The organism is Sessilibacter sp. MAH1 (genome assembly GCF_054658315.1).
The window spans coordinates 251,154-269,705 of sequence record NZ_BAAGIC010000004.1; the positions used below are offsets into that span (position 1 = coordinate 251,154).

The 18,552-nt window shown below is 40.2% G+C and carries 19 protein-coding genes; 9 read left to right on the plus strand and 10 right to left on the minus strand.

From position 1 onward, the window contains the following. Positions 1-268: 268 nt before the first annotated feature. Entirely contained in the window at positions 269-523 is a 255-nt protein-coding gene (locus ACYQ28_RS06085) for a hypothetical protein (RefSeq protein ID WP_460048807.1), read from the plus strand. A 101-nt stretch (positions 524-624) separates the two neighbouring features. Here the strand turns inward: ACYQ28_RS06085 and ACYQ28_RS06090 are convergent, their stop codons facing one another. Continuing rightward, positions 625-1,773, minus strand: coding sequence for a 4-phosphoerythronate dehydrogenase (locus ACYQ28_RS06090; protein ID WP_460048809.1), 1,149 nt, complete (start codon positions 1,771-1,773; stop codon positions 625-627). A 444-nt stretch (positions 1,774-2,217) separates the two neighbouring features. Further along, positions 2,218-2,814 carry an elongation factor P hydroxylase gene (locus ACYQ28_RS06095; RefSeq protein WP_460048810.1) on the minus strand — a complete coding sequence of 199 codons (597 nt, stop codon included), beginning with the start codon at positions 2,812-2,814 and terminating at the stop codon, positions 2,218-2,220. Between the two features lie 276 nt (positions 2,815-3,090). Here ACYQ28_RS06095 and ACYQ28_RS06100 point away from each other — a divergent pair, with 276 nt between their 5' ends. Further along, complete coding sequence (locus ACYQ28_RS06100; RefSeq protein WP_460048812.1) at positions 3,091-3,789, plus strand: hypothetical protein; 699 nt, start codon at positions 3,091-3,093, stop codon at positions 3,787-3,789. A gap of 272 nt (positions 3,790-4,061) precedes the next feature. Here ACYQ28_RS06100 and tusA read toward each other — a convergent pair whose 3' ends face one another. Next, entirely contained in the window at positions 4,062-4,313 is a 252-nt protein-coding gene (gene tusA / locus ACYQ28_RS06105) for a sulfurtransferase TusA (protein WP_460048813.1), read from the minus strand. 382 nt (positions 4,314-4,695) lie between these two features. On the opposite strand from tusA, the gene ACYQ28_RS06110 reads away from it, so the two are divergent. Further along, on the plus strand, positions 4,696-5,061 hold the full coding sequence (locus ACYQ28_RS06110) for a hypothetical protein (RefSeq protein ID WP_460048815.1): 366 nt from the start codon (positions 4,696-4,698) through the stop codon (positions 5,059-5,061). An 87-nt stretch (positions 5,062-5,148) separates the two neighbouring features. Here ACYQ28_RS06110 and ACYQ28_RS06115 read toward each other — a convergent pair whose 3' ends face one another. Together ACYQ28_RS06115 and ACYQ28_RS06120 are read right to left on the minus strand one after the other, a co-directional pair. Beyond that, entirely contained in the window at positions 5,149-5,778 is a 630-nt protein-coding gene (locus tag ACYQ28_RS06115; protein WP_460048816.1) for an alpha/beta family hydrolase, read from the minus strand. A gap of 228 nt (positions 5,779-6,006) precedes the next feature. Then, positions 6,007-6,234, minus strand: a complete 228-nt coding sequence (locus ACYQ28_RS06120) for a YheU family protein (protein ID WP_460048818.1) — start codon at positions 6,232-6,234, stop codon at positions 6,007-6,009. Between the two features lie 148 nt (positions 6,235-6,382). Between ACYQ28_RS06120 and ACYQ28_RS06125 the strand changes: the two genes are divergently transcribed. Next, positions 6,383-6,898, plus strand: a complete 516-nt coding sequence (locus ACYQ28_RS06125; RefSeq protein WP_460048820.1) for a glycine cleavage system transcriptional repressor — start codon at positions 6,383-6,385, stop codon at positions 6,896-6,898. A gap of 312 nt (positions 6,899-7,210) precedes the next feature. Here the strand turns inward: ACYQ28_RS06125 and ACYQ28_RS06130 are convergent, their stop codons facing one another. The 3 genes from ACYQ28_RS06130 to ACYQ28_RS06140 all read right to left on the minus strand — a co-directional run bounded on the left by ACYQ28_RS06130 (position 7,211) and on the right by ACYQ28_RS06140 (position 8,354). Then, positions 7,211-7,528 (minus strand): TraR/DksA family transcriptional regulator, encoded by a 318-nt coding sequence (locus ACYQ28_RS06130; RefSeq protein ID WP_460048822.1) that lies wholly within the window; start codon positions 7,526-7,528, stop codon positions 7,211-7,213. A 30-nt stretch (positions 7,529-7,558) separates the two neighbouring features. Beyond that, positions 7,559-7,801, minus strand: coding sequence for a YdcH family protein (locus ACYQ28_RS06135; protein ID WP_460048823.1), 243 nt, complete (start codon positions 7,799-7,801; stop codon positions 7,559-7,561). Between the two features lie 166 nt (positions 7,802-7,967). Next, positions 7,968-8,354, minus strand: coding sequence for a hypothetical protein (locus ACYQ28_RS06140; RefSeq protein WP_460048824.1), 387 nt, complete (start codon positions 8,352-8,354; stop codon positions 7,968-7,970). 505 nt (positions 8,355-8,859) lie between these two features. Between ACYQ28_RS06140 and ACYQ28_RS06145 the strand changes: the two genes are divergently transcribed. Beyond that, positions 8,860-9,078, plus strand: a complete 219-nt coding sequence (locus ACYQ28_RS06145; RefSeq protein ID WP_460048826.1) for a Nif11-like leader peptide family natural product precursor — start codon at positions 8,860-8,862, stop codon at positions 9,076-9,078. A gap of 245 nt (positions 9,079-9,323) precedes the next feature. Here ACYQ28_RS06145 and ACYQ28_RS06150 read toward each other — a convergent pair whose 3' ends face one another. Further along, positions 9,324-10,010, minus strand: a complete 687-nt coding sequence (locus tag ACYQ28_RS06150; protein WP_460048828.1) for a peroxiredoxin-like family protein — start codon at positions 10,008-10,010, stop codon at positions 9,324-9,326. Positions 10,011-10,688: 678 nt separating this feature from the next. Here ACYQ28_RS06150 and ACYQ28_RS06155 point away from each other — a divergent pair. Genes ACYQ28_RS06155 through ACYQ28_RS06165 form a run of 3 tightly spaced genes read left to right on the plus strand, consistent with a single transcriptional unit; the run spans position 10,689 to position 15,241 of the window. Beyond that, positions 10,689-11,396 carry an ABC transporter ATP-binding protein gene (locus tag ACYQ28_RS06155; RefSeq protein ID WP_460048830.1) on the plus strand — a complete coding sequence of 236 codons (708 nt, stop codon included), beginning with the start codon at positions 10,689-10,691 and terminating at the stop codon, positions 11,394-11,396. 5 nt (positions 11,397-11,401) lie between these two features. Then, the gene (locus tag ACYQ28_RS06160) at positions 11,402-14,101 is read left to right on the plus strand and encodes an ABC transporter permease (protein WP_460164696.1); all 2,700 of its coding nucleotides are present in this window, start codon (positions 11,402-11,404) and stop codon (positions 14,099-14,101) included. Positions 14,102-14,104: 3 nt separating this feature from the next. Then, positions 14,105-15,241 carry a lipocalin-like domain-containing protein gene (locus ACYQ28_RS06165; RefSeq protein WP_460048833.1) on the plus strand — a complete coding sequence of 379 codons (1,137 nt, stop codon included), beginning with the start codon at positions 14,105-14,107 and terminating at the stop codon, positions 15,239-15,241. Positions 15,242-15,430: 189 nt separating this feature from the next. Here ACYQ28_RS06165 and ACYQ28_RS06170 read toward each other — a convergent pair whose 3' ends face one another. After that, positions 15,431-16,132, minus strand: a complete 702-nt coding sequence (locus ACYQ28_RS06170) for a P-loop NTPase family protein (RefSeq protein WP_460048835.1) — start codon at positions 16,130-16,132, stop codon at positions 15,431-15,433. A 359-nt stretch (positions 16,133-16,491) separates the two neighbouring features. On the opposite strand from ACYQ28_RS06170, the gene ACYQ28_RS06175 reads away from it, so the two are divergent. Further along, entirely contained in the window at positions 16,492-18,132 is a 1,641-nt protein-coding gene (locus tag ACYQ28_RS06175) for an endonuclease (RefSeq protein WP_460048837.1), read from the plus strand. Positions 18,133-18,552: the final 420 nt, after the last annotated feature.

Genomic DNA, 18,552 nt, shown 5'->3' on the forward strand with positions numbered 1-18,552 from the left:
ATCAATTGGAAAGGTTGTTTTTTATGCAAAAATATAAGAAGAATAGGCAGTGCTCTGAAAACAACGTTGCAAATTTGGGTAAATAATTCAAACACAAGCGACTGCGAAGATTTACCAGAGGGATATTTATAGACCGTCGGAACACATAGCTAGAAGAAAGTTAATAAAACTAAACGATGGCCACGCACGAATAAATCGTCACTGTACAATAAAAGTGCAAGCTTTCTCTGGCAATATCACCGGATACCAAATAGAGGGATCGAGCAAAATGATTGTATTTATCAACAATAACGCGTTAAAAAACACCGCGCTCAAAATGCTCCATTCAAAACAAAAACGGGATGTTCAAAAACCTTTTGGGTATTTAATCAACTCTCAGGGCGAATCCGTAGGAATTACCGATCAAGTTGTTTTAAATTGTATTAATCAATTTGAAGCGGAAGGCCACTACCCTAATCGCTGGGCAATGATAAAAAATAAACTGCCTAAAAAGCCGTTCTTAAAACTCTTAACGTTTTCTTAAAGAATATAAATAAACGTCTCGACGGTTAGATAAAGCAAACAAAAATTGGATTGCTCATGCATAAATGGCAAGCCTTACCTTGCTTTTGCTCTTATTATGGATCAGTGCAAATCCATAAAACCAAGATTAAGCAGTAACTCCTTCATCTCACCATTAACTTGAGCCGGAATGAAATAATTTCCAAACTCACGTCTCACTGCGTATTTTTTGCGCATCGCATCAAATTCAATACCCGGTTGTGCCGAGTTATGCATCAATAAACGAAAGTGCTTATCATCTGCTAAAACATCATAACTTTGCCGAATGTACGCAAACGCATCTTCTTTTATGCGATTGCCCGACCAATGCAAAACAGGCACATTGAGCGCCGGCAACAGAGAATACAGATCAATCGTTTTGTGTTGTGCTTCAGCATTTAAGCGCGCCAAATGCTCGCACAGCGCCTGATAAACTTGGTAAGTACCTTTCACCTTGCCATCATAGCTGTAACCCGCAATGTGCGGTGTCGCAATTGTGACTAAATCCATTAACGGTAAATCAATATCCGGCTCCGATTCCCAAACATCCAACACCACGGTTAAATCGTTTTGATCTTCAAGGCGTTGTCGCAAGGCGGAATTATTAATTACCCCTCCTCGCCCGGCGTTAATTAACACAGTGCCAGGTGCCAGCGCAGAAATTTCGCGCTCACCAATCATATGAAATGTGGGATGGTCACCATTAAAAGTTAACGGTGTATGTAAACAAATAATGTCGCAGGCCAGAGCTTCGTTAAGTTCAACCAAATCTAAACACTGATGCTCGCTTAAAAAAGGGTCATACACACAACACTTAACGTTTAATCGAGTTAACGCCGACAGCAATTTGGAGCCAACATTACCACAGCCAACAATTGCCACAGTTTTTTCTCGTAAATATTTGCCGTGAAGTGATAGCGCAGATAACGCCGAGAGAACATATTCGACGACAGAGGTTGCGTTACAACCCGGTGCGCTCGCCCATTGGATGTGAGTATTTTGAAAATAATCGAGATCTAAATGATCAATACCTATGGTGCAGGTGCCGACAAAACTGACCAAGGAATTGCGCAACAATGATTCATTCACACGTGTAACCGAACGCACAATTAATGCATCAACATCTAATAAATCTTGTGCGCTAATGGTTCTACCCGGTTTTAATACGAGTTCGCCAAGAGAACCAAACACCTCTCTTGCCATTGGAATATTTTCGTCAGCTAATATTTTCACAGCGCGCCACTGATTCCCCAAATAATGCACTATCGACGCTAAATTATGCGCCGACAACAGTGATCAACATGTCACGGATTCTATCACTGAAATTACTGAATAGAATGGGAAAAAATACCGATAAGAATCTCTGATTAACGCCACCATGATTTAATCAGGACACAAAAATTGAAAAGGCGATTTCCAATTTCTTCACAATTTCAATCACTTACTGTTGCTGACATTAGCGAAACATCCATGTACGGCACGAACCTTTGGGTTATGCAGAGCGGTTTGTAAATAAACAAAGTAATGTCTAAAAACCGTTATAAAATAGGCTTAAAAACCGCCTTTTAAAAAAAGAAACTTCTGTAAAAAAATAATCCAAACCACTAGGTCAATAATCAAATTGTTAATACGACGGTTTGGTCAAGTCCGCACAAAATGGTCTTATACAAAACAAACTTACACGAGAAGCGTCTCGAAAGAATAACAGTCTACCAATGCAAAATCGGCTTGATGATAATAGCCAGACAACGCCTTGGAAAAAATATCAGCCCGCTTGGGCAAGCCTTCAGATAAATACCGTTGTGTTTGATCGACGATATTTCGGCGAAAAACTTCGCTAGCGCCAATGCCAGCACTCAGATTGTCTGCGCTGATTCGAAACTTAAAACCACACGCCTGACTAAAAATCCATTCCAAAGACTGCGGTTTTATTTCCACCCGTTCAAACTCAGTTTGTTGCAGCTGAGTTCTACCGTCTGGATTGTACCAATAACCAAAATCGACCAATTTTCTACGTTCGCTACCAGCCACACACCAATGTGCAATTTCGTGCAAAGCACTGGCAAAATAATCCTGAGTAAAAATAATTCGGTTGTGGGTAAATTGCTCGCTGCGAGGTAAGTAAATTGGCTCTTCACCACCGGCGACTAAAACAGTATTGAAGGAATCTTGAAAACACTCGTTGAATATCTGTACGAGGTCGGTGGCATGGTGACCCTCTACATAGGTGTTTGCAACTGTCGAATTTTCAATGGTAAAGGAGTTTGAATGCATGGATAACATAATATCTTTGATACAAATATGCCTTTCTGGCGTAAATACTGAGTCGCTGTTTATTTAGGTAGCAGCAACTGGTACGAACATTTTACTGGGGATAATTAGCGCAAACACGGTGTCTCTGAACTAGAGCACAAACACAAAATTCAGTTTTTTTCGTGCAAAGTGTTGTGCTTTTTAAAAACACCATATACCTTATGTAGTGGTGGTGCCAAAATTTCCATCCTGCCTAACGTCTCTTCAGACCAATAGGCCATTGCATGGAGGTGTATTATGAAGACCTCGAATAAGGGCCGCAACATGGATAATGTGGTCGATCTCTTTAGCGGGAAAAGTTTTTCCCAACTTCACGACGACCGTTTCATTCGGCTTGCTCCAGAATTAGACGGCTTAGAAATCTTATACTCCAATGAAACCAGCGGTGACATGCTCTACAGCTTGCAAATCCTTGCTTGGGGATTGCGTGCTAATGGAGAAGTTGTCGCATTAGTGCCTTGGCTTAATGATATCGTGCCCTGTAACGAAATCTGCGATCCGCTCAACGGCACCTGGGAAGGATATTACGACCCAGGTATAGATGAGGTGTTTTACGACGCTCCCATCCATAAAATCGTTGAACTGGAAACCGCTGCCGAGTACTACGAACTGGAATGTGACGAACCTGATACCGTCGTTCAAGAGATACCAGATACGATTGGCACCCACGCTGTGCTCTCTGACAATGGTTTTCAGAGTCTGACACTGACCCAAGTTATTAGCTGGCAGTTATTGCACGACGGAACTATTCTGGCGATGCTTGCAGACGAAGATAAGGTCATTAATACCCCAATTTTGCCGGGTGACGACTGCCTTTATCCTGCTCAAGCAAGCGATAACTTCCGATATTTCTTCCAACATCAAATTGCTAACAAGATTAAGTCACAAGATCCTGAAGCAATGGCGGCAATATCGCTTCTAGTTGAACAACAATGAAACACTAAAAAGAACGAATTTAGTAGATTCTGCTAAATTCGTTCTCGTTTCTTTGTTGGCCATTATCCGCTAATCGCGCAGATGTTAGCGTCGGCGTAATGTTGGAGAAAACTTCTTGAGTGATAAGACTGCCGAATCTCTCGATTCTGATCTCAAAGTACCTTTTCAAAAACTACAGCGATTACATTTTCAAAAGATGCAGATCTAAAATCTACGTCAATGCACCGTCCCTGCACTATTACTGTGTTCCTGCACTGTTCCTTTAACGGCTATTAATTTTTCCGTATCCAGTAACAAAACAAATTCTCTTCTTGCTCAGATTTCAACAACTCATGACCTAAAAAATGACAAAAATTGGGAATATCTCTCTGCGTTGATGGATCGGTAGCAACAACCTTAATCACTTCGTTAACAGCTGCATCACGAATCCGTTGGTGCAGCATCATTACAGGCTCGGGACACAACAATCCAACGGTATCTAATTGGTGGTCGTAATGACCTGATTCATCCACTTTGTCACTCATTAGCTGACACTCAAACATTTTAAAAATCGTAACGTTTATCCTATCTTAAAAAAACTTTCATTATCAAGCCGCGAAAACCATAGAAACTTTGTCGTTTCATTGCTTTTTTTCATTATAAAGAAACGGAAAACATTCTCAGTGCTAGACTCATTATATATTTCAAAACTCTATAGAAACTTCTGACTGGTTAATCCTTGATGTAATCAGAAGCGAGAAATTAACAAAGCGTTTTTCAGCGATTCATAATTTCAATAACTTTTTTATTGAAATTAACGATGTATAGGTCGCACGCAACTCTGGAAAACGGAGCTTCCTATAATAATTTCTATCCCGATATAACTCGGTAGCGCATGGCGAGTTTTTGTATTACAGGTAGTTGTATATGTTTAAATTAGCTAGCTATTTAACAAACGGTCCAATATTAACCCGAATTAATATTGATCGCTTAAATGCAACAAAAGACCTTTTAAATACCAACGCAATTAAAACGGCCTTCAAGCTGCAACAATATTTAGAAAAAAATACCCACGATTCCCTTTTTGTCGAACAAAGAGACCTAACCCTAGAAATAGACATAGAGACAATTATAGAGGTTATCGCCGAGCTTACTCTGGTTGGTGAACGACTGTTATCAACACCTGATGCCAACACTCAGCGCCAGAAAATCAAAGAAATCATCGAATACTGGGTTGATACGCTGGAGTTGATTTTAGAAAGAATTGAAATCAAACTGCCACAAATACACTGAAAACCTAAGACAAATAACGCTTGCATACACCTTGCATTATTTAATGACGTCACACAAATAACTCAAAAAGTACTTTTGACAAAACATTTACATCAACAAAAATTCTTTGATTGTTTTTGCAGCCTCTAAACAGTGTTCGTCGAACTGAACTCGACTTGATTTTTTAGTCGTGAAATCGTGATCACCATCTTCCAACCAACTGATAATCACATTTGAATTTAAAGCGTAATTTTGAACCTCGTCATATCGGCCAAACGGATCACGAGTACCTTGCAAAATGAGAATCGAATTATGTACAGAATTAAGCAGGTCAATTCTTAATTTTTCAGGCTTGCCAACCGGATGAAAAGGATACCCTAAACAGATTACCTTTAAATCTTCATGATTAGCAGATAAATTCACAGCGACTCGTGCACCTAAAGACTTGCCAGTAAGGTGCCAGTTAATTTCTGAATGTAATTCTCTGGCGAGATTAAGTGCAGATTGAAAACTTTCAATTAATACGGGCATGGTATTTGGCGGCCTTTTAATACCTGTTTCTCGAATCAATTGACGGTAGGGGAATTCAAATCGAGCAACTGCAATTCCCAAGTCAACCAAACTTGCTGAAATAGAATTCATAAACCAATGATCCATACCAATGCCCGAGCCGTGCGCAAAAACTACTCCCAATAAAGCGTTATCGGGTTTATCAACATTGATTAAAAAAGAATTCATAATTACCGGCAAATTATCTGTGGGCAAAAGATTTAACTTAACAATCTAACTTCACCTCAACTTAATAATAGGAAACTCTGATTAGCTTAGAGTTTCTAGCAACACAGAATACGTCGCCAAATTGAAGAACGGTGAGCGATTGAAATTGTGTAAAAATTGAAAATCACATTGTCAATTTCTGTCCTCTGATTAAATCATGGATGTGTTAATCAGAGATTCTAATAAGTTTTATTCTAGATCTTCAGAAAGATCATCGGCAGAAACAATACTGGTGGATTCCGAATACGTATCGTAAACAACAAAGGCTTTTTTGTTTTTTAATTGCGCAATAACTTGCTCTACCTTATCGTTCAATTCAGTGGTGTAATCACCATAATCGGTGCCTTCACGGGTTACAAACTCTTCCACCAAATTAATCAATATATCTTTAGGTAACTTGTCAAAAGGGATGATCATAAATAAGCTCTGGTGTATGCATTGGTAGCCGGAAGAATGCTACACTTTGGGCACAAAAACAATTTTCGTGATCGGTGATATCACTACAGGAACCTCTAGGTTAATTAGAGTCTCCTATATAAAGACACTAACAACGGGATAATAGGCCATGCATGATCATGCCGTAATGACGGTTCTAACCGACGATAAACCGGGAATCGTAGAATTTATTGCCAATATCATTGAGAGAAATAATGGCAACTGGACAGAAAGCCAATTGCAACATCTGCACGGTAAATTTGCCGGAATATTGAGCATCACCTTGGAGTCTAACCTGCGTGCGCAGTTAGAATCGGATCTGCAAGCGCTTACCGCCAAAGGTATTCACTATCAATTGAGTTGGTCATCACCTACTCTACCAAGTACCGGAAAAACCGCAAAGCTCAGCGTATTAGGTCCCGACCGAACCGGAATTATCAAAGAAATCGCGCAAGCGCTTGCACAACGTTCCATTAATTTACTGAATTTGGAAAGCCGATGCACCAGCGCACCGTGGACAGGTGAGGCCCTATTTGAAGCGAATGCAGAAATATCGGTCCCGAAATCAACCGATATGGAAGAACTTGTCAATAAACTCAGCGTCATTACCGATGAGCTCGGACTGGAACTGACTTTAGAAGATTGAGTATTTTGCTGTTAGATATTACCTGACACCATCGGGTATCTCGTAATATCTACAAAGACTTTTTTGTACTGTTACTCTTTACTTAAACAGCAGCTATTCTTTCCCTAAATAGCAACAGCATTTGTATACTCAGTTGCATCTGTAAAAATAATAATCACAACCCTGCTCATAGCTCGATAAATTCGCGCACAAGTCATGCCCCTTCCGTAAAAACATTTAATGTAAAATGAGTTTAGGAAGGGAAATACACAACTAAAAAATCGAATTCGCATTACACATCTTATGCATCACAAGCATTATACACCACGCATTTTATGGCGGTGCGCAAGCAATACAGAGCGTCGCGTAAGGTAGCGCGGCTAATCGCCTTGGATCAATTGATTTACCGCATCTCTGGCAAAAACCGTAAGTACCTTCATCAATTCGCTCAAGTGCTAAATTGATTTTACGAATTTCATCCACAGACTCAGAATAAATACGCTCAAGTACCTCGTCATTTTCTCGCTCTTGAGCTTGCTCTTCAGAGTCAGCCGATTTCAACGTAGATAAATCAGCTTCAATTTTTGAAACTCGTTTATCCAGTTGTAACAGTTTTTTTTCTAGGATCAGTCGGGTTTCTTTGAACCTCATAAATCACCTGTATTTTGCGCTGTGTTTTTATTATTTTGAGGTATTAATAATTGCCACTAATTCGTCTTTTAGAGCTAACCTTTTTACCTTCAAGGATTCTTCATGCGCTGTGGTAGAAGGTTCAACCTCATTTTCAATATTTTCGATGGTTTTAGTCAGATCGTGATACTCATCAAACAACCTTTTAAAGTGATTGTCGTGCATTTTAAGTTGATGAATTTGATCCTTGTATTCGGGTAATTCGTGGACTAAATCATGATGTTCAACAGACACGGTACTACTCCTGGATATATTTGATTATTGTAATTTTTAAGTGTCGGTATTTCGCTACCGCACGACCAAAGAGTAACCGACAGATCTACTTAAAAACTTGATGCACGTCAGGAAAGCTTAGACAAATTATTCGCCGCAAACTAAAAATAAACGCCGTCGATTAAATTTACGCACGTCGAAGGTAACCTCTGTGGTCATTTACTATTCGACGCTTACAATCCAACAGATAAGATTGCGTTTTCTCGCTGGCAGCAACCAACGCAATCAGCTTTGATCTGGAATAAATGGGTTTATTCAAATCAGAAAGCACCATATTGTGAATCTTCTCACCAATAGCCAAAGCGTCTAAGGGGCGACCTTCAGCCCAAAAAACATCGCCCAGCTTAAAGTACACATCTATTGTCGTTGTGATCCACAAATCATCGCCGTGCCAGTGATGAAAGTACTTCTCCAATTCTTGGCAAAGATTAATCAATAACACTTCGGCATCTTCCCAAGATTCTGCCAAAAGCAGTTCATTCACAGATTTTAGTTGCTGGTAATATTCTCTCATGATTATTTTGCTCTTATGTTGTTATTAAGTTTACGAGAAAGCGAAAAGGTTACTTTTTACTTTCAAAGAACACGAAATAATAACTATTATCAACAACAACTTTCGAGCCAAATATTTACAACGTGATTTACTTTCTACTTACACAGTTTTTTTGATACATAAAGTCTGAATTACTGAGATAACCTCAATAAAACTCAACTTATTCCAAATTTCTTTATTAGATAACCGCCAGACCATAACCACAATTTTGTTACGATTATTGCAAAGACAAAAAACATTGTTGGATTACGGACATACAATTTGATGGCGCTACAGCGCAGAGCATTGAAACTCACAGCTAATTAGTTGATTTTTATCAACATTATCTAAGCCCTCTTATTAAATTGAATACCATCAAACTCGGCCACAGTTTTGCCTAAAGGCAAAAACCTAACAACGAAAATACCGCATTTATGGGGTAGATACCGTCGTAGAAGTGATGAAACATTATTAGGAGAGAATGATCATGTCTGTAGCACAAATTGCCGCTTTCTCAGAAAACGCTCGTTCTGATGAAGGGCTTGCAGAGAAGCTAAAAAATTGTCAAAAAATGAAAGAAATGTTCGCACTAGCGAATGAATACGGCTATCAATTCGACGAAGACTCTTTGTATCCGCCAAACGAGCCACAATTTACCGAAGAGCAGCTCTCAGAGCGCCTTGCGAAGGCATTATTACGAGCCTAAGGCAAAGGGCCGGAACTTCTGGTTAACACAGTTAGAGCGACCCTCTGCTGTCATACTCTTATTACCGGACAGCTATTACTGGACTGATATTTGGGCTGGTATAACTGGAGTTGTTGCTGCAAGACCCGTTGAAATTAATTGCGGTTTTCAAGCACAAAAGCCAAGGTAAACTCCTTGGCTTTTTTAGAAAAATGGATATTTATAGAGAAATGGATATTTATAGAGAAATAAATATTCACTGAGGCTTAGAGCGCCGTATCTACAGCCGCCAACACATCTTCAGCAGGTAAACGCACTTTAAAGTTTGGATCGACAAACGAATAGGTCACTTCACCGTCTTTATTGATAACAAACACAGCAGGCACTGGCAGTGCATTGTGCTTTCTAAGCGACGAGCCGCTCGTCGATGGTTTTAGCTTCAATAAAGTCATACCAAAGCCCGACGAATTAAACGCAATTCCCAAAGCACTAGACGCTTCCATATCGGCATCGGAATAAATTTTGTAATCTAGGCCGTCAATCTCTTCTTGAGTTTGCTCTTTCAAACCGGAATACAGAATTTCAGGGCGATCACCACTTAGGAACATAACATTCACGCCCTTTTCGCGGATCTCCGGTAAAACTTTGCGTAAATCTTGTAACTGTACATTACAGTATGGGCACCAACCGCCACGATAAACAACGATGAGTGTCGGTGAGTCGAGTTCGTTTGGATCAAATATAACCTGTTCACCGTCGGTATCTTTCACCGTGAATTTTGGTGCCTTATCACCCACTTGCAGTGGTTTAATCGATTCAGCATTATCAGCAATCGTCAAATGTGTCTCCTTGGCGTAAGCAATGTTAAAAAAGCTCGAAAACAAAGCCGTCAGAAATATTGCCAGAGTGACGGCAATACCCGCTGACTTAACAGAGTTATGAACTGTTCCCATAATGATCTTCCTTTCCAATTTATGGTCATTATTTCTGGACGATTTCGACAAGCTTTACCATTGACGACTTATCGGCGCTTTGCTGAACAAACTAGACCTGTAATTCCTTTAATCCAGAGCATCAAAACGAACGTACCTGCGAATCCTTATCCTATTCGCGACACATTAAGCGCTTTTTTATGCAAAAATCAAAGTTGATAGAAACATCAGATACTGAACAAAGGTAAGCTCGAAATCAAATCACAAACTGGTCATTTTTTCGTGATTATTCCGTTAGCGCTAACAAAGCGCTAAAACTTCAGGCACTTTATACCTGTTCTTAATTCATGCTTTGATCAAATTAAAAAAAACGTAACACTAAATGTTGATGAATCAATTAAATACACAGGCGAACACAAAGATTATCAATATTAGAATTTACCGAAAACGAAATTAACCTAATCTTTACATCCCATCCTTTAAAGATGTGAAATAACGTGTAAAAAAGAGAAGTATCAACATTTTATTTAGGGTTTTACGGCTAATTAACTGTGCGAGCCTGTGTTTAACTCCGCAGTGATTTAATCAGAGTTTCTTATGAACAACACGTACTATTTTTGAAGGATTAAACCCCATTTATCGACATAATTTTCGAGTATTTTATTCGTATAACGTACATTTTTATGACCGTCCATTGTTATGATCACTAACTCCTCGCCTCTTTTAATTGCCTCTAAGGTTTCAAAAACCATTGATGACAACACTCAAAAAAATCAACGTGCTCAGATTCTAAATGCCATTGATTTTGAAGCCCATCCAAACGAAACCATTGCCATACTAGGCCGCAGCGGTAGTGGCAAAAGCACTCTGTTGAATATTTTGGCCGGTATTGTTGATGCCGACGAAGGAGAGGTTCATTTTTACGGCCATAAACTCCATGAACTGAATAACAAACAAAAAACGCTCGTTCGACGAAATCATTTAGGTTATGTATTTCAGTTCTTCAATTTGGTACCAACACTTACCGTGGAAGAAAATATTTTTCTACCGCTTGAATTGTTAGGTAAAAAAGAAACAAACCGACTACAAGTTGAACAATACATTTCCGAACTGGGACTGAGCTCGTTACGAAAACGTTTTCCCAATCAATTATCCGGAGGTGAACAACAACGTGTCGCCATTCTTCGAGCGATATCCCATCAACCGCAAATCATCCTAGCCGACGAGCCAACTGGCAGCCTTGATGTCGATACCGGTAATCAAGTAGCCGATTTACTATTCAACTCAGTCAACGAAACCTCTACCTTGATTGTTGTTACCCACAGCGAAGAAATTGCAGCTCGCGCCAACAGTATTTACGAATTGTCACGCGGAAAACTTCATAAACGTATCGCTAACTCACTCTAAATTATATGGCTCTTTTAATACGCGCGCAGTTCAGGTTTTTATGGCAAAACCGCTTACAAACTTTTTTGGCGATACTTGGAATTTTGCTGGGTGTATGCGTTGTTATCGCAGTAGAGCTTACCAACTCCAGCGCTAATCAAAGTTTTATTAACGCCTTTCGTGCAACAAACGCTAACGTCAGCCATCGAATTGTTGGACCATCTACCGGTGTTGCACCCAAGGACTATGTTTATTTACGAAAAAACATTTTTCCACACATTCCCGAAATCAAAACCGCGCCGATAATTGAAGGCGATGGTAAATTTGTAGGAACAGAGCTCGACCACAAAAAACTCCCAATAACACACACCAATGAGAATGTAATCTCTTATAAAGTGCGTATTTTTGGCGTTGATCCAATAGCAGAAACATTTATTGATCGCTTGAATTTTACTTCAAACGAGCAAAGCTCTGAAGGTTCGAGAGCAAGTGAAAACGACGCGAATCAAGATATTGACGTGTCTATAAACATCAATCAACTGATGCTACAAGAGAACTCGGTTTTTATCAGTTTGAGTTTTGCGCAAAAATACCACCTTAAATTAAACGATCGCCTATTTCTGCAAAGCTCATCAGATCCCCTAACCGTTGTGGGAATATTTCCAGATACAGATGGTTATTTAGATAACTTTATTATTTGTGATATTGATACCGCCCAAAAGCTCACCAATCGAAATACTTTCTCAAGGATAGACATCAATATTGCTCAACACCTTTGGCATAAATATGAACCTATTATTCAGCAACAACTACCACCGGGTTATTATCTACAGCGCACAACCTCACTGGAACAGCAATCACTAAAATTAACACAATCATTCCAACTTAATTTACAAGCCATGAGCTTACTAAGTTTACTGGTTGGAATTTTTCTGGTGTATAGCACCGTCAATTATTTCGTCGAAAAGCAACTGCCATTGTTTAAACGTTTGCACGCTATTGGCGTACTTCCGCGCGAAATATTGCAGTTAATTTTATTTGAAGTCGCGCTAATCTCGATAGTTGCATCCAGCGCCGGGGCATTTTTAGCCATCAAACTGGCCGGTTTTTTAGTCTCACTGTCTAACCAAACCATCAACGATTTATATTATTCCACTACTGCCGCACAATTATTTTTATTTAAAACACCTATTTTCAAGGGTTTTATATTAGGAATTGGCGCATCACTTGCGGCAGTGGTTATGCCGGCCGTTAAAATTTACAACAGCATTAACGGAATAAACACCAAACAATCGCCAGTAACCAAAGTATCGATTATAAACCCAATATTCACATCACAGGCCTTTGGAATAATTTCATCGGTGATACTTATCGTTGCGGGAGTCGTATTCGCACAACTGGAATCGACCGGTATCTACGGTGGGTTTTTCTCTGTATTCGTTGTACTGCTGGGTCTAGCGTTTTTAACACCTACCTGTGTTGGCTTTTTATTATTTTTTATTCAACGGCTAAAACCGGTATTTCGCAACTCCTATAAACTTTTGTTTTCTATGGCCGTTGGCGATACTCAGAGAAATTTAGCGAAAACCTCGGTAGCTGCGATGGCTTTAATGATTGCCATTGCCAGCGCCAATGGTATGAGCATCATGATTGGCAGTTTTAGAGAAGCCGTTGGCGATTGGTTAAGTGAACGAGTAAGTGCAGATATTTATGTACGTGGTTTTGACGAGGCACACAATGAAGAAACCTTTATTAACAACGAAATAATTACTGCAATTAAAAACAACCCCACCGTTCATAATCTCTCTATATTCAGCGATTTTAATGCCGAAGCAGCAACCCACGACAACCTTTTCACGGTCGTTAATATAACTGGTGCAATTTTACCCGAGCCTGCACTTCAAGGTTACCAATTTATCGATGATAATAATGACCTAAGTCGCCAAACAGCTTGGGAAAGATTTAAAAACGACGAGGTATTTATCAGCGAAACGCTTTCTAACAAGTTTTCGTTGCGCGTAAACGATACCATTACCGTAAAAACCAGCATTGGCCTTAAGAGATTTACCGTTGCCAGTATTTATACCGATTACGGCAATCAAACTGGTCGAATGTTAATTAACTGGAATTTATTACAAAAATATTGGCCAGAACAACAACCTCAGTCGCTGGGGCTGTTTGTGAATACCGACAAACATTTATCCAAAGACCAAGCGCTAGAAAATTTAAAAAGCCAATTACAAGAACGCTATAAAAACGAACCTTTACAAATTGTGATAGGCAGTGAAATTATTGATACTGCATTCAATGTTTTCGATCGTACTTTTTTAATTACCCACGCATTAAAAATATTTGTCTTAATTGTGGCATTAATTTCTATCTTTAGTGCTTTATCGTCATTAATGTTAGAGCGCAAAAGCGAACTAATTACCCTAAGAACGCTTGGATTTACCAGCTCTCAAGTACTGTGCTTGCTCTTAATTCAAGCCGGTGTGCTGGGGTTGTGCGTTGGTATTATCGCCGCACCGGTAGGTGAGCTACTTTCTTGGATGCTAATTGAGATTATTCACTGGCGCTCGTTTGGTTGGAGTATGCCGTTGGTTCCGCAAATTTCGGTTTTGGTTGAAAATACTTTCTTTGCTGTATTAACCGCGTTGGTTGCAGCCTTGTATCCGGCGCTTCGTGTGATGAACACGGTTAATAACAACCAATTTAATCAAGAGTAATGTATGAAATACCTTACGCTGTTATTGCTTTTACATTATTTCACCGCAGGACTGTGTCTCGCTCAAGAAAATAATGCTATCGATTACCGCAATTTAATTCGCAATTCAGAAAATCAAGACTTTGCCAAAGTAACAGCACCCAGAGAATTTGTGTTTCCGCACGATCATGGCGAACATCCCGATTATAAAATTGAATGGTGGTATCTCACCGGGCATTTACACAACATTAATGACGCCTCACAAAAATGGGGTTATCAAATTACCTTCTTTCGATTCGCATTATCACCCGATGTAACACCAGAAGATCAGCACAAAGATTGGCAATCTAATCAAGTTTACGCGGCACATTTTGCGCTGACAGATATCAATAACAACAAACATTTTCAGTTTGAACGTTTTAGTCGTCCTGCTCTAGGTTTGGCTGGCGTTACAAATCAACCCTTAACCGTGTGGCAAGATAATTGGGTATTAAGCTCAGAGAACTCAAAGGATTTATTTCCCGCAAAACTCTACGCCCAAGATACCGATGCTGATTACGGCACCGTAGCCATCGATTTTAATTTAATCAATTCCAAACCCATTGTTTTGCAAGGTGACCGTGGTTTTAGCAAAAAAAGTAATACTCAAGGTAACGCCTCTTATTACTATTCATACACGCGAATAGCTACAGACGGCAGCATCACAATTGGCGATAACCGTTTTCAAGTCAGTGGCGACAGCTGGCTAGATCGCGAATGGGGCAGCTCCAGCTTGGATACCAATCAAGTTGGTTGGGACTGGTTTGCATTGCAGCTCGAAAACAATCAAGAATTAATGTATTACCGGCTCAGAAGTGATAACGAAATACACAATCGTCAACACGAATCCAGCCAGGGTCTTTGGGTATTTAACGACGGAACCAGCCAAAGGCTTTTCCCACAAGACGTTAATGTTGCACCGCTGGAATTTTGGCAAAGCAATACTGGACAGAAATTTCCCATCAAATGGCAAATTAAAATACCGTCGCTAAACGTAGATATAACTGTTGATGCCGAAATTAAAGATCAGTTATGGAAGAAAAGATTAAAATATTGGGAAGGAGCAATGATCGTAACCGGCAGCCATAAGGGCCGTGGTTACCTTGAGCTTTCGGGCTATTAAAAACTGTGGGAACCTGTGATTAACTCATTCATGATTTAATCACAGGGCAGAAATTGACAATGCGATTTCCGATTTCTTCACAATTTCAATTACTTATAATTTTAATTACTTACAATTCTTGAAATTAACGACACATCCTTGTGTCGTGAGAAACTCTAGGTTAATCAGAGTTTTTTTAATCAGAATTTCCTAGGCTTTTTTCTCAACTTTTAAAAAACGATCGAACTTGCTGTAGCAATTATTCAACCATACTTTTACGCGTTGACGCTCTGCTGTAGACATCGCTTTTGCGTTATTAGCAGCCGCCCAAAAACTGAAATTATAGAAATCAATTTTTTGCGCTAACTGTGATTGTAATTTTGGAAGGGTCACAAAAATTGCGTTAATGCTTTGCGCTCTTTCAAAAATTGCAGACTTATCGAATAAATCGAAATTAGCACCACGCCCCATATTCTTAACAATGACCATTTGCATGGGTAAATCTTGATATTTCTTAATAAAGCGATCCAGTAAACGAGCGGAATCGGCGCCGTCGTCCATTACATGCCAGAAATACGCTTTTGCATCAATCGCTTCAAGAATGGCAAATAAATCGCTCTCGTCAATCCAGTCTTCTAAACTGTCTGCGGTTTGTGCAGCAAGATCAACGATAATTTCGGCGCGGCCATTTTCTTCAGCGGCGACTAGAATTTCGTCCATGCTCTCAAAGTCGTCAATAACAACTGGAGAAGTGAATTCTGCGTAAAATCGTGAAAATGTACTGTGTGATTGATCTGAATCGAAACCAATAAAAGGCTGCTCGGCGTCGATAAAGTACTGCGCTAACGTTCTCGCTGTAAAGGATTTACCAACACCACCTTTCTCACCACTGATAAAATGAACTCTAGCCACGACTTCTCTCCTAAAATGAATACACAGCAAATTATGTAATTTATTCCAGTTGAAAATTTCATATTTATGAATTTCTCAACAGAACGCAAAAAAATCTGATTTCTTGCGGAGGCGGCATTTTAATGCCGTAGCTGTGACTGGCAAATGAATTTTCGCGATAACGTCTAATAATTCATAACGAATGACCGATACACAAGTTAGTTATTAACGACGTATTCGACTCCTGCAGATATTCAAACACGACCTTTTTAACGACATAGACAAGTTTTTCTTGAATCAATGGTTAGGTTCATAAAAGTATTCGAATCTTTTCGTTAGATTACCTCGCAATTTTTATCTCAACCTCCTCGGGAGTTAACATGAAACACAGAGTCTTGTTTGGGCTACTCGTTGCTGGCCTTGCGCCGCTGGCTAGTGCACAAATTGAAAATGCAAATTTTGAAAATTTTTCTGGCAACACGCCAACCGGTTGGACTACCGATACGGGCATTGCCACTAGCCGATCAACTATTGCTCAAGCAGGCAGCAGCTCTGTCGCTGTCCAAGTGAATACCACCAGCCAAGCAAGCACAGACCTTACACAATTGGTTCCGGTTGTTGCCGGCCAAACCTATAATTTCAGTGCTTACGTTCGTCACACCGAAGGCGGTATGCGAGCCCGTATGGTGGTTGACGGCTTCAGAAACTACTCATCACCAACGCTTTTAAACCAATGGCAACAAATTAGTTATACCTACACCGCCGCATCTACCGGTAGCATTGAAGTAGGCTTGCGTTTTTACGACGTAGCGGGTTTTGATGGCTCTGAAATCGTATACGTAGATAACTTTGCACCAGCATCAACCAGTGGTGGCGGTGGCGGCGGTTCAAGCAGCTGTGCTGACAATCCTGTAACCGTAAGTATTCTTACCGACAACTTCGGCAGTGAAACAACCTGGACTTTACGTCGTGGTACTACCACCGTTGCCAGCGGCGGCAACTACGGTAACAACGCGCAAATTTCTGAAGACTACTGCGTAACCGACGGCAGCTACACCTTCCAAATCAATGATTCCTTCGGCGACGGCATCTGTTGTGGTTTCGGCAATGGCAATTACTCTGTCAGCTCAAGCGGCACCGTAGTAGCGAGTGGCGGTCAATTTGCCAGTACCGAAAGCACAACCTTTAGCCTTCCAGTTTCCGGCGGCTCAGGTGGCGGCACCACCCCTCCTCCATCCGATAACGGCGCGCCATCGGGTTATTACGCAAGTGCCACAGGCTTAAGTGGCTTCACGCTTAAATCAGAGCTACACCGCATCATTAATAATCACGCAGCGCAAGGTTATAGTGCGGTTTGGACTTTCTATCTAAATAACGAAATCGACCGTTTCTACGAAAACGATGGCAGCATCTTAGATATTTATTCTGAACGCCCAACCAGCGGTGACGCTTACAACTACTCACCTGGCACTGATCAATGCGGTACCTTCAGTGGCGAAGGCAACTGTTATAACCGTGAACACTCCTTCCCACGCAGCTGGTTTGGCGGCGCGGTTGAGCCAATGAACTCCGATATTCACCACATTTTTGCTACCGATGGCTCGGTTAACGGTCGTCGCAGCAGCTTCCCTTATGGTGAAGTTGGTTCTGCAACCTTTACTTCAACCAACGGCTCACGTCTTGGCAGTGCACGTACCGGTCTTGGCTATAGCGGCACCGTGTTCGAACCTATCGATGAGTTTAAAGGCGATTTAGCACGTGCTTATTTCTACATGGCAACACGTTACGAAGACAGAATCGCAGGATGGCAAAGTAACAGCACCTCCGCTGACGACGTGCTAAACGGCACTAGCACTCAAGCATTCGAGCCTTGGGTTGTTAACATGCTGCGCAGCTGGCATTTAGCTGATCCAGTGAGCCAAAAAGAAATTGATCGTAACAATGCTGCGTTTATCCACCAGGGCAACCGCAACCCATTCGTTGATCATCCAGAATATGTAACCCAAATTTGGGGCAACTAACCGTTTAAAAACGTTTAATAATAAAACGATTATCAATATCTAAGGCCATCTTTTAAAGATGGCCTTTTTTTATATCAAAAATACTTAGAATTAATTTTTAAGAACCTTCAAATAACTCATCCATGATTTAATCAGATTTTCCTTTACACAATATCCCAAAAGCTTTTATAGGAAACCCCGATAGATCCAGCGCCTCTTCAATGTTTAATTCGTTTAAAATATTTTGCCGCGTTTAACCAAACACCTAATTCCCAGTAAACGACATATAACCTTTTATCAAAATACCTCTTGAGGTTAAAACGTATTCTAGAAATATATTATGCCCATATACATTAATAAAATTCCTGTATTTAGTTTTTAAAGTAATTAAAACCGTGCAAAAATAACAATTCTGTAACTTAAATTTGAACCACGTCAAAA

Coding starts and splice junctions, on each gene's coding strand:
- ACYQ28_RS06175 (WP_460048837.1), top strand. CDS start 16,492: ATGAAACACAGAGTCTTGTTTGGGCTACTCGTTGCTGGCCTTGCGCCG.
- ACYQ28_RS06160 (WP_460164696.1), top strand. CDS start 11,402: ATGGCTCTTTTAATACGCGCGCAGTTCAGGTTTTTATGGCAAAACCGC.
- ACYQ28_RS06100 (WP_460048812.1), top strand. CDS start 3,091: ATGAAGACCTCGAATAAGGGCCGCAACATGGATAATGTGGTCGATCTC.
- ACYQ28_RS06085 (WP_460048807.1), top strand. CDS start 269: ATGATTGTATTTATCAACAATAACGCGTTAAAAAACACCGCGCTCAAA.
- ACYQ28_RS06155 (WP_460048830.1), top strand. CDS start 10,689: ATGATCACTAACTCCTCGCCTCTTTTAATTGCCTCTAAGGTTTCAAAA.
- ACYQ28_RS06165 (WP_460048833.1), top strand. CDS start 14,105: ATGAAATACCTTACGCTGTTATTGCTTTTACATTATTTCACCGCAGGA.
- ACYQ28_RS06125 (WP_460048820.1), top strand. CDS start 6,383: ATGCATGATCATGCCGTAATGACGGTTCTAACCGACGATAAACCGGGA.
- ACYQ28_RS06140 (WP_460048824.1), bottom strand. CDS start 8,354: ATGAGAGAATATTACCAGCAACTAAAATCTGTGAATGAACTGCTTTTG.
- ACYQ28_RS06130 (WP_460048822.1), bottom strand. CDS start 7,528: ATGAGGTTCAAAGAAACCCGACTGATCCTAGAAAAAAAACTGTTACAA.
- ACYQ28_RS06110 (WP_460048815.1), top strand. CDS start 4,696: ATGTTTAAATTAGCTAGCTATTTAACAAACGGTCCAATATTAACCCGA.
- ACYQ28_RS06095 (WP_460048810.1), bottom strand. CDS start 2,814: ATGCATTCAAACTCCTTTACCATTGAAAATTCGACAGTTGCAAACACC.
- tusA (WP_460048813.1), bottom strand. CDS start 4,313: ATGAGTGACAAAGTGGATGAATCAGGTCATTACGACCACCAATTAGAT.
- ACYQ28_RS06120 (WP_460048818.1), bottom strand. CDS start 6,234: ATGATCATCCCTTTTGACAAGTTACCTAAAGATATATTGATTAATTTG.
- ACYQ28_RS06145 (WP_460048826.1), top strand. CDS start 8,860: ATGTCTGTAGCACAAATTGCCGCTTTCTCAGAAAACGCTCGTTCTGAT.
- ACYQ28_RS06115 (WP_460048816.1), bottom strand. CDS start 5,778: ATGAATTCTTTTTTAATCAATGTTGATAAACCCGATAACGCTTTATTG.
- ACYQ28_RS06150 (WP_460048828.1), bottom strand. CDS start 10,010: ATGGGAACAGTTCATAACTCTGTTAAGTCAGCGGGTATTGCCGTCACT.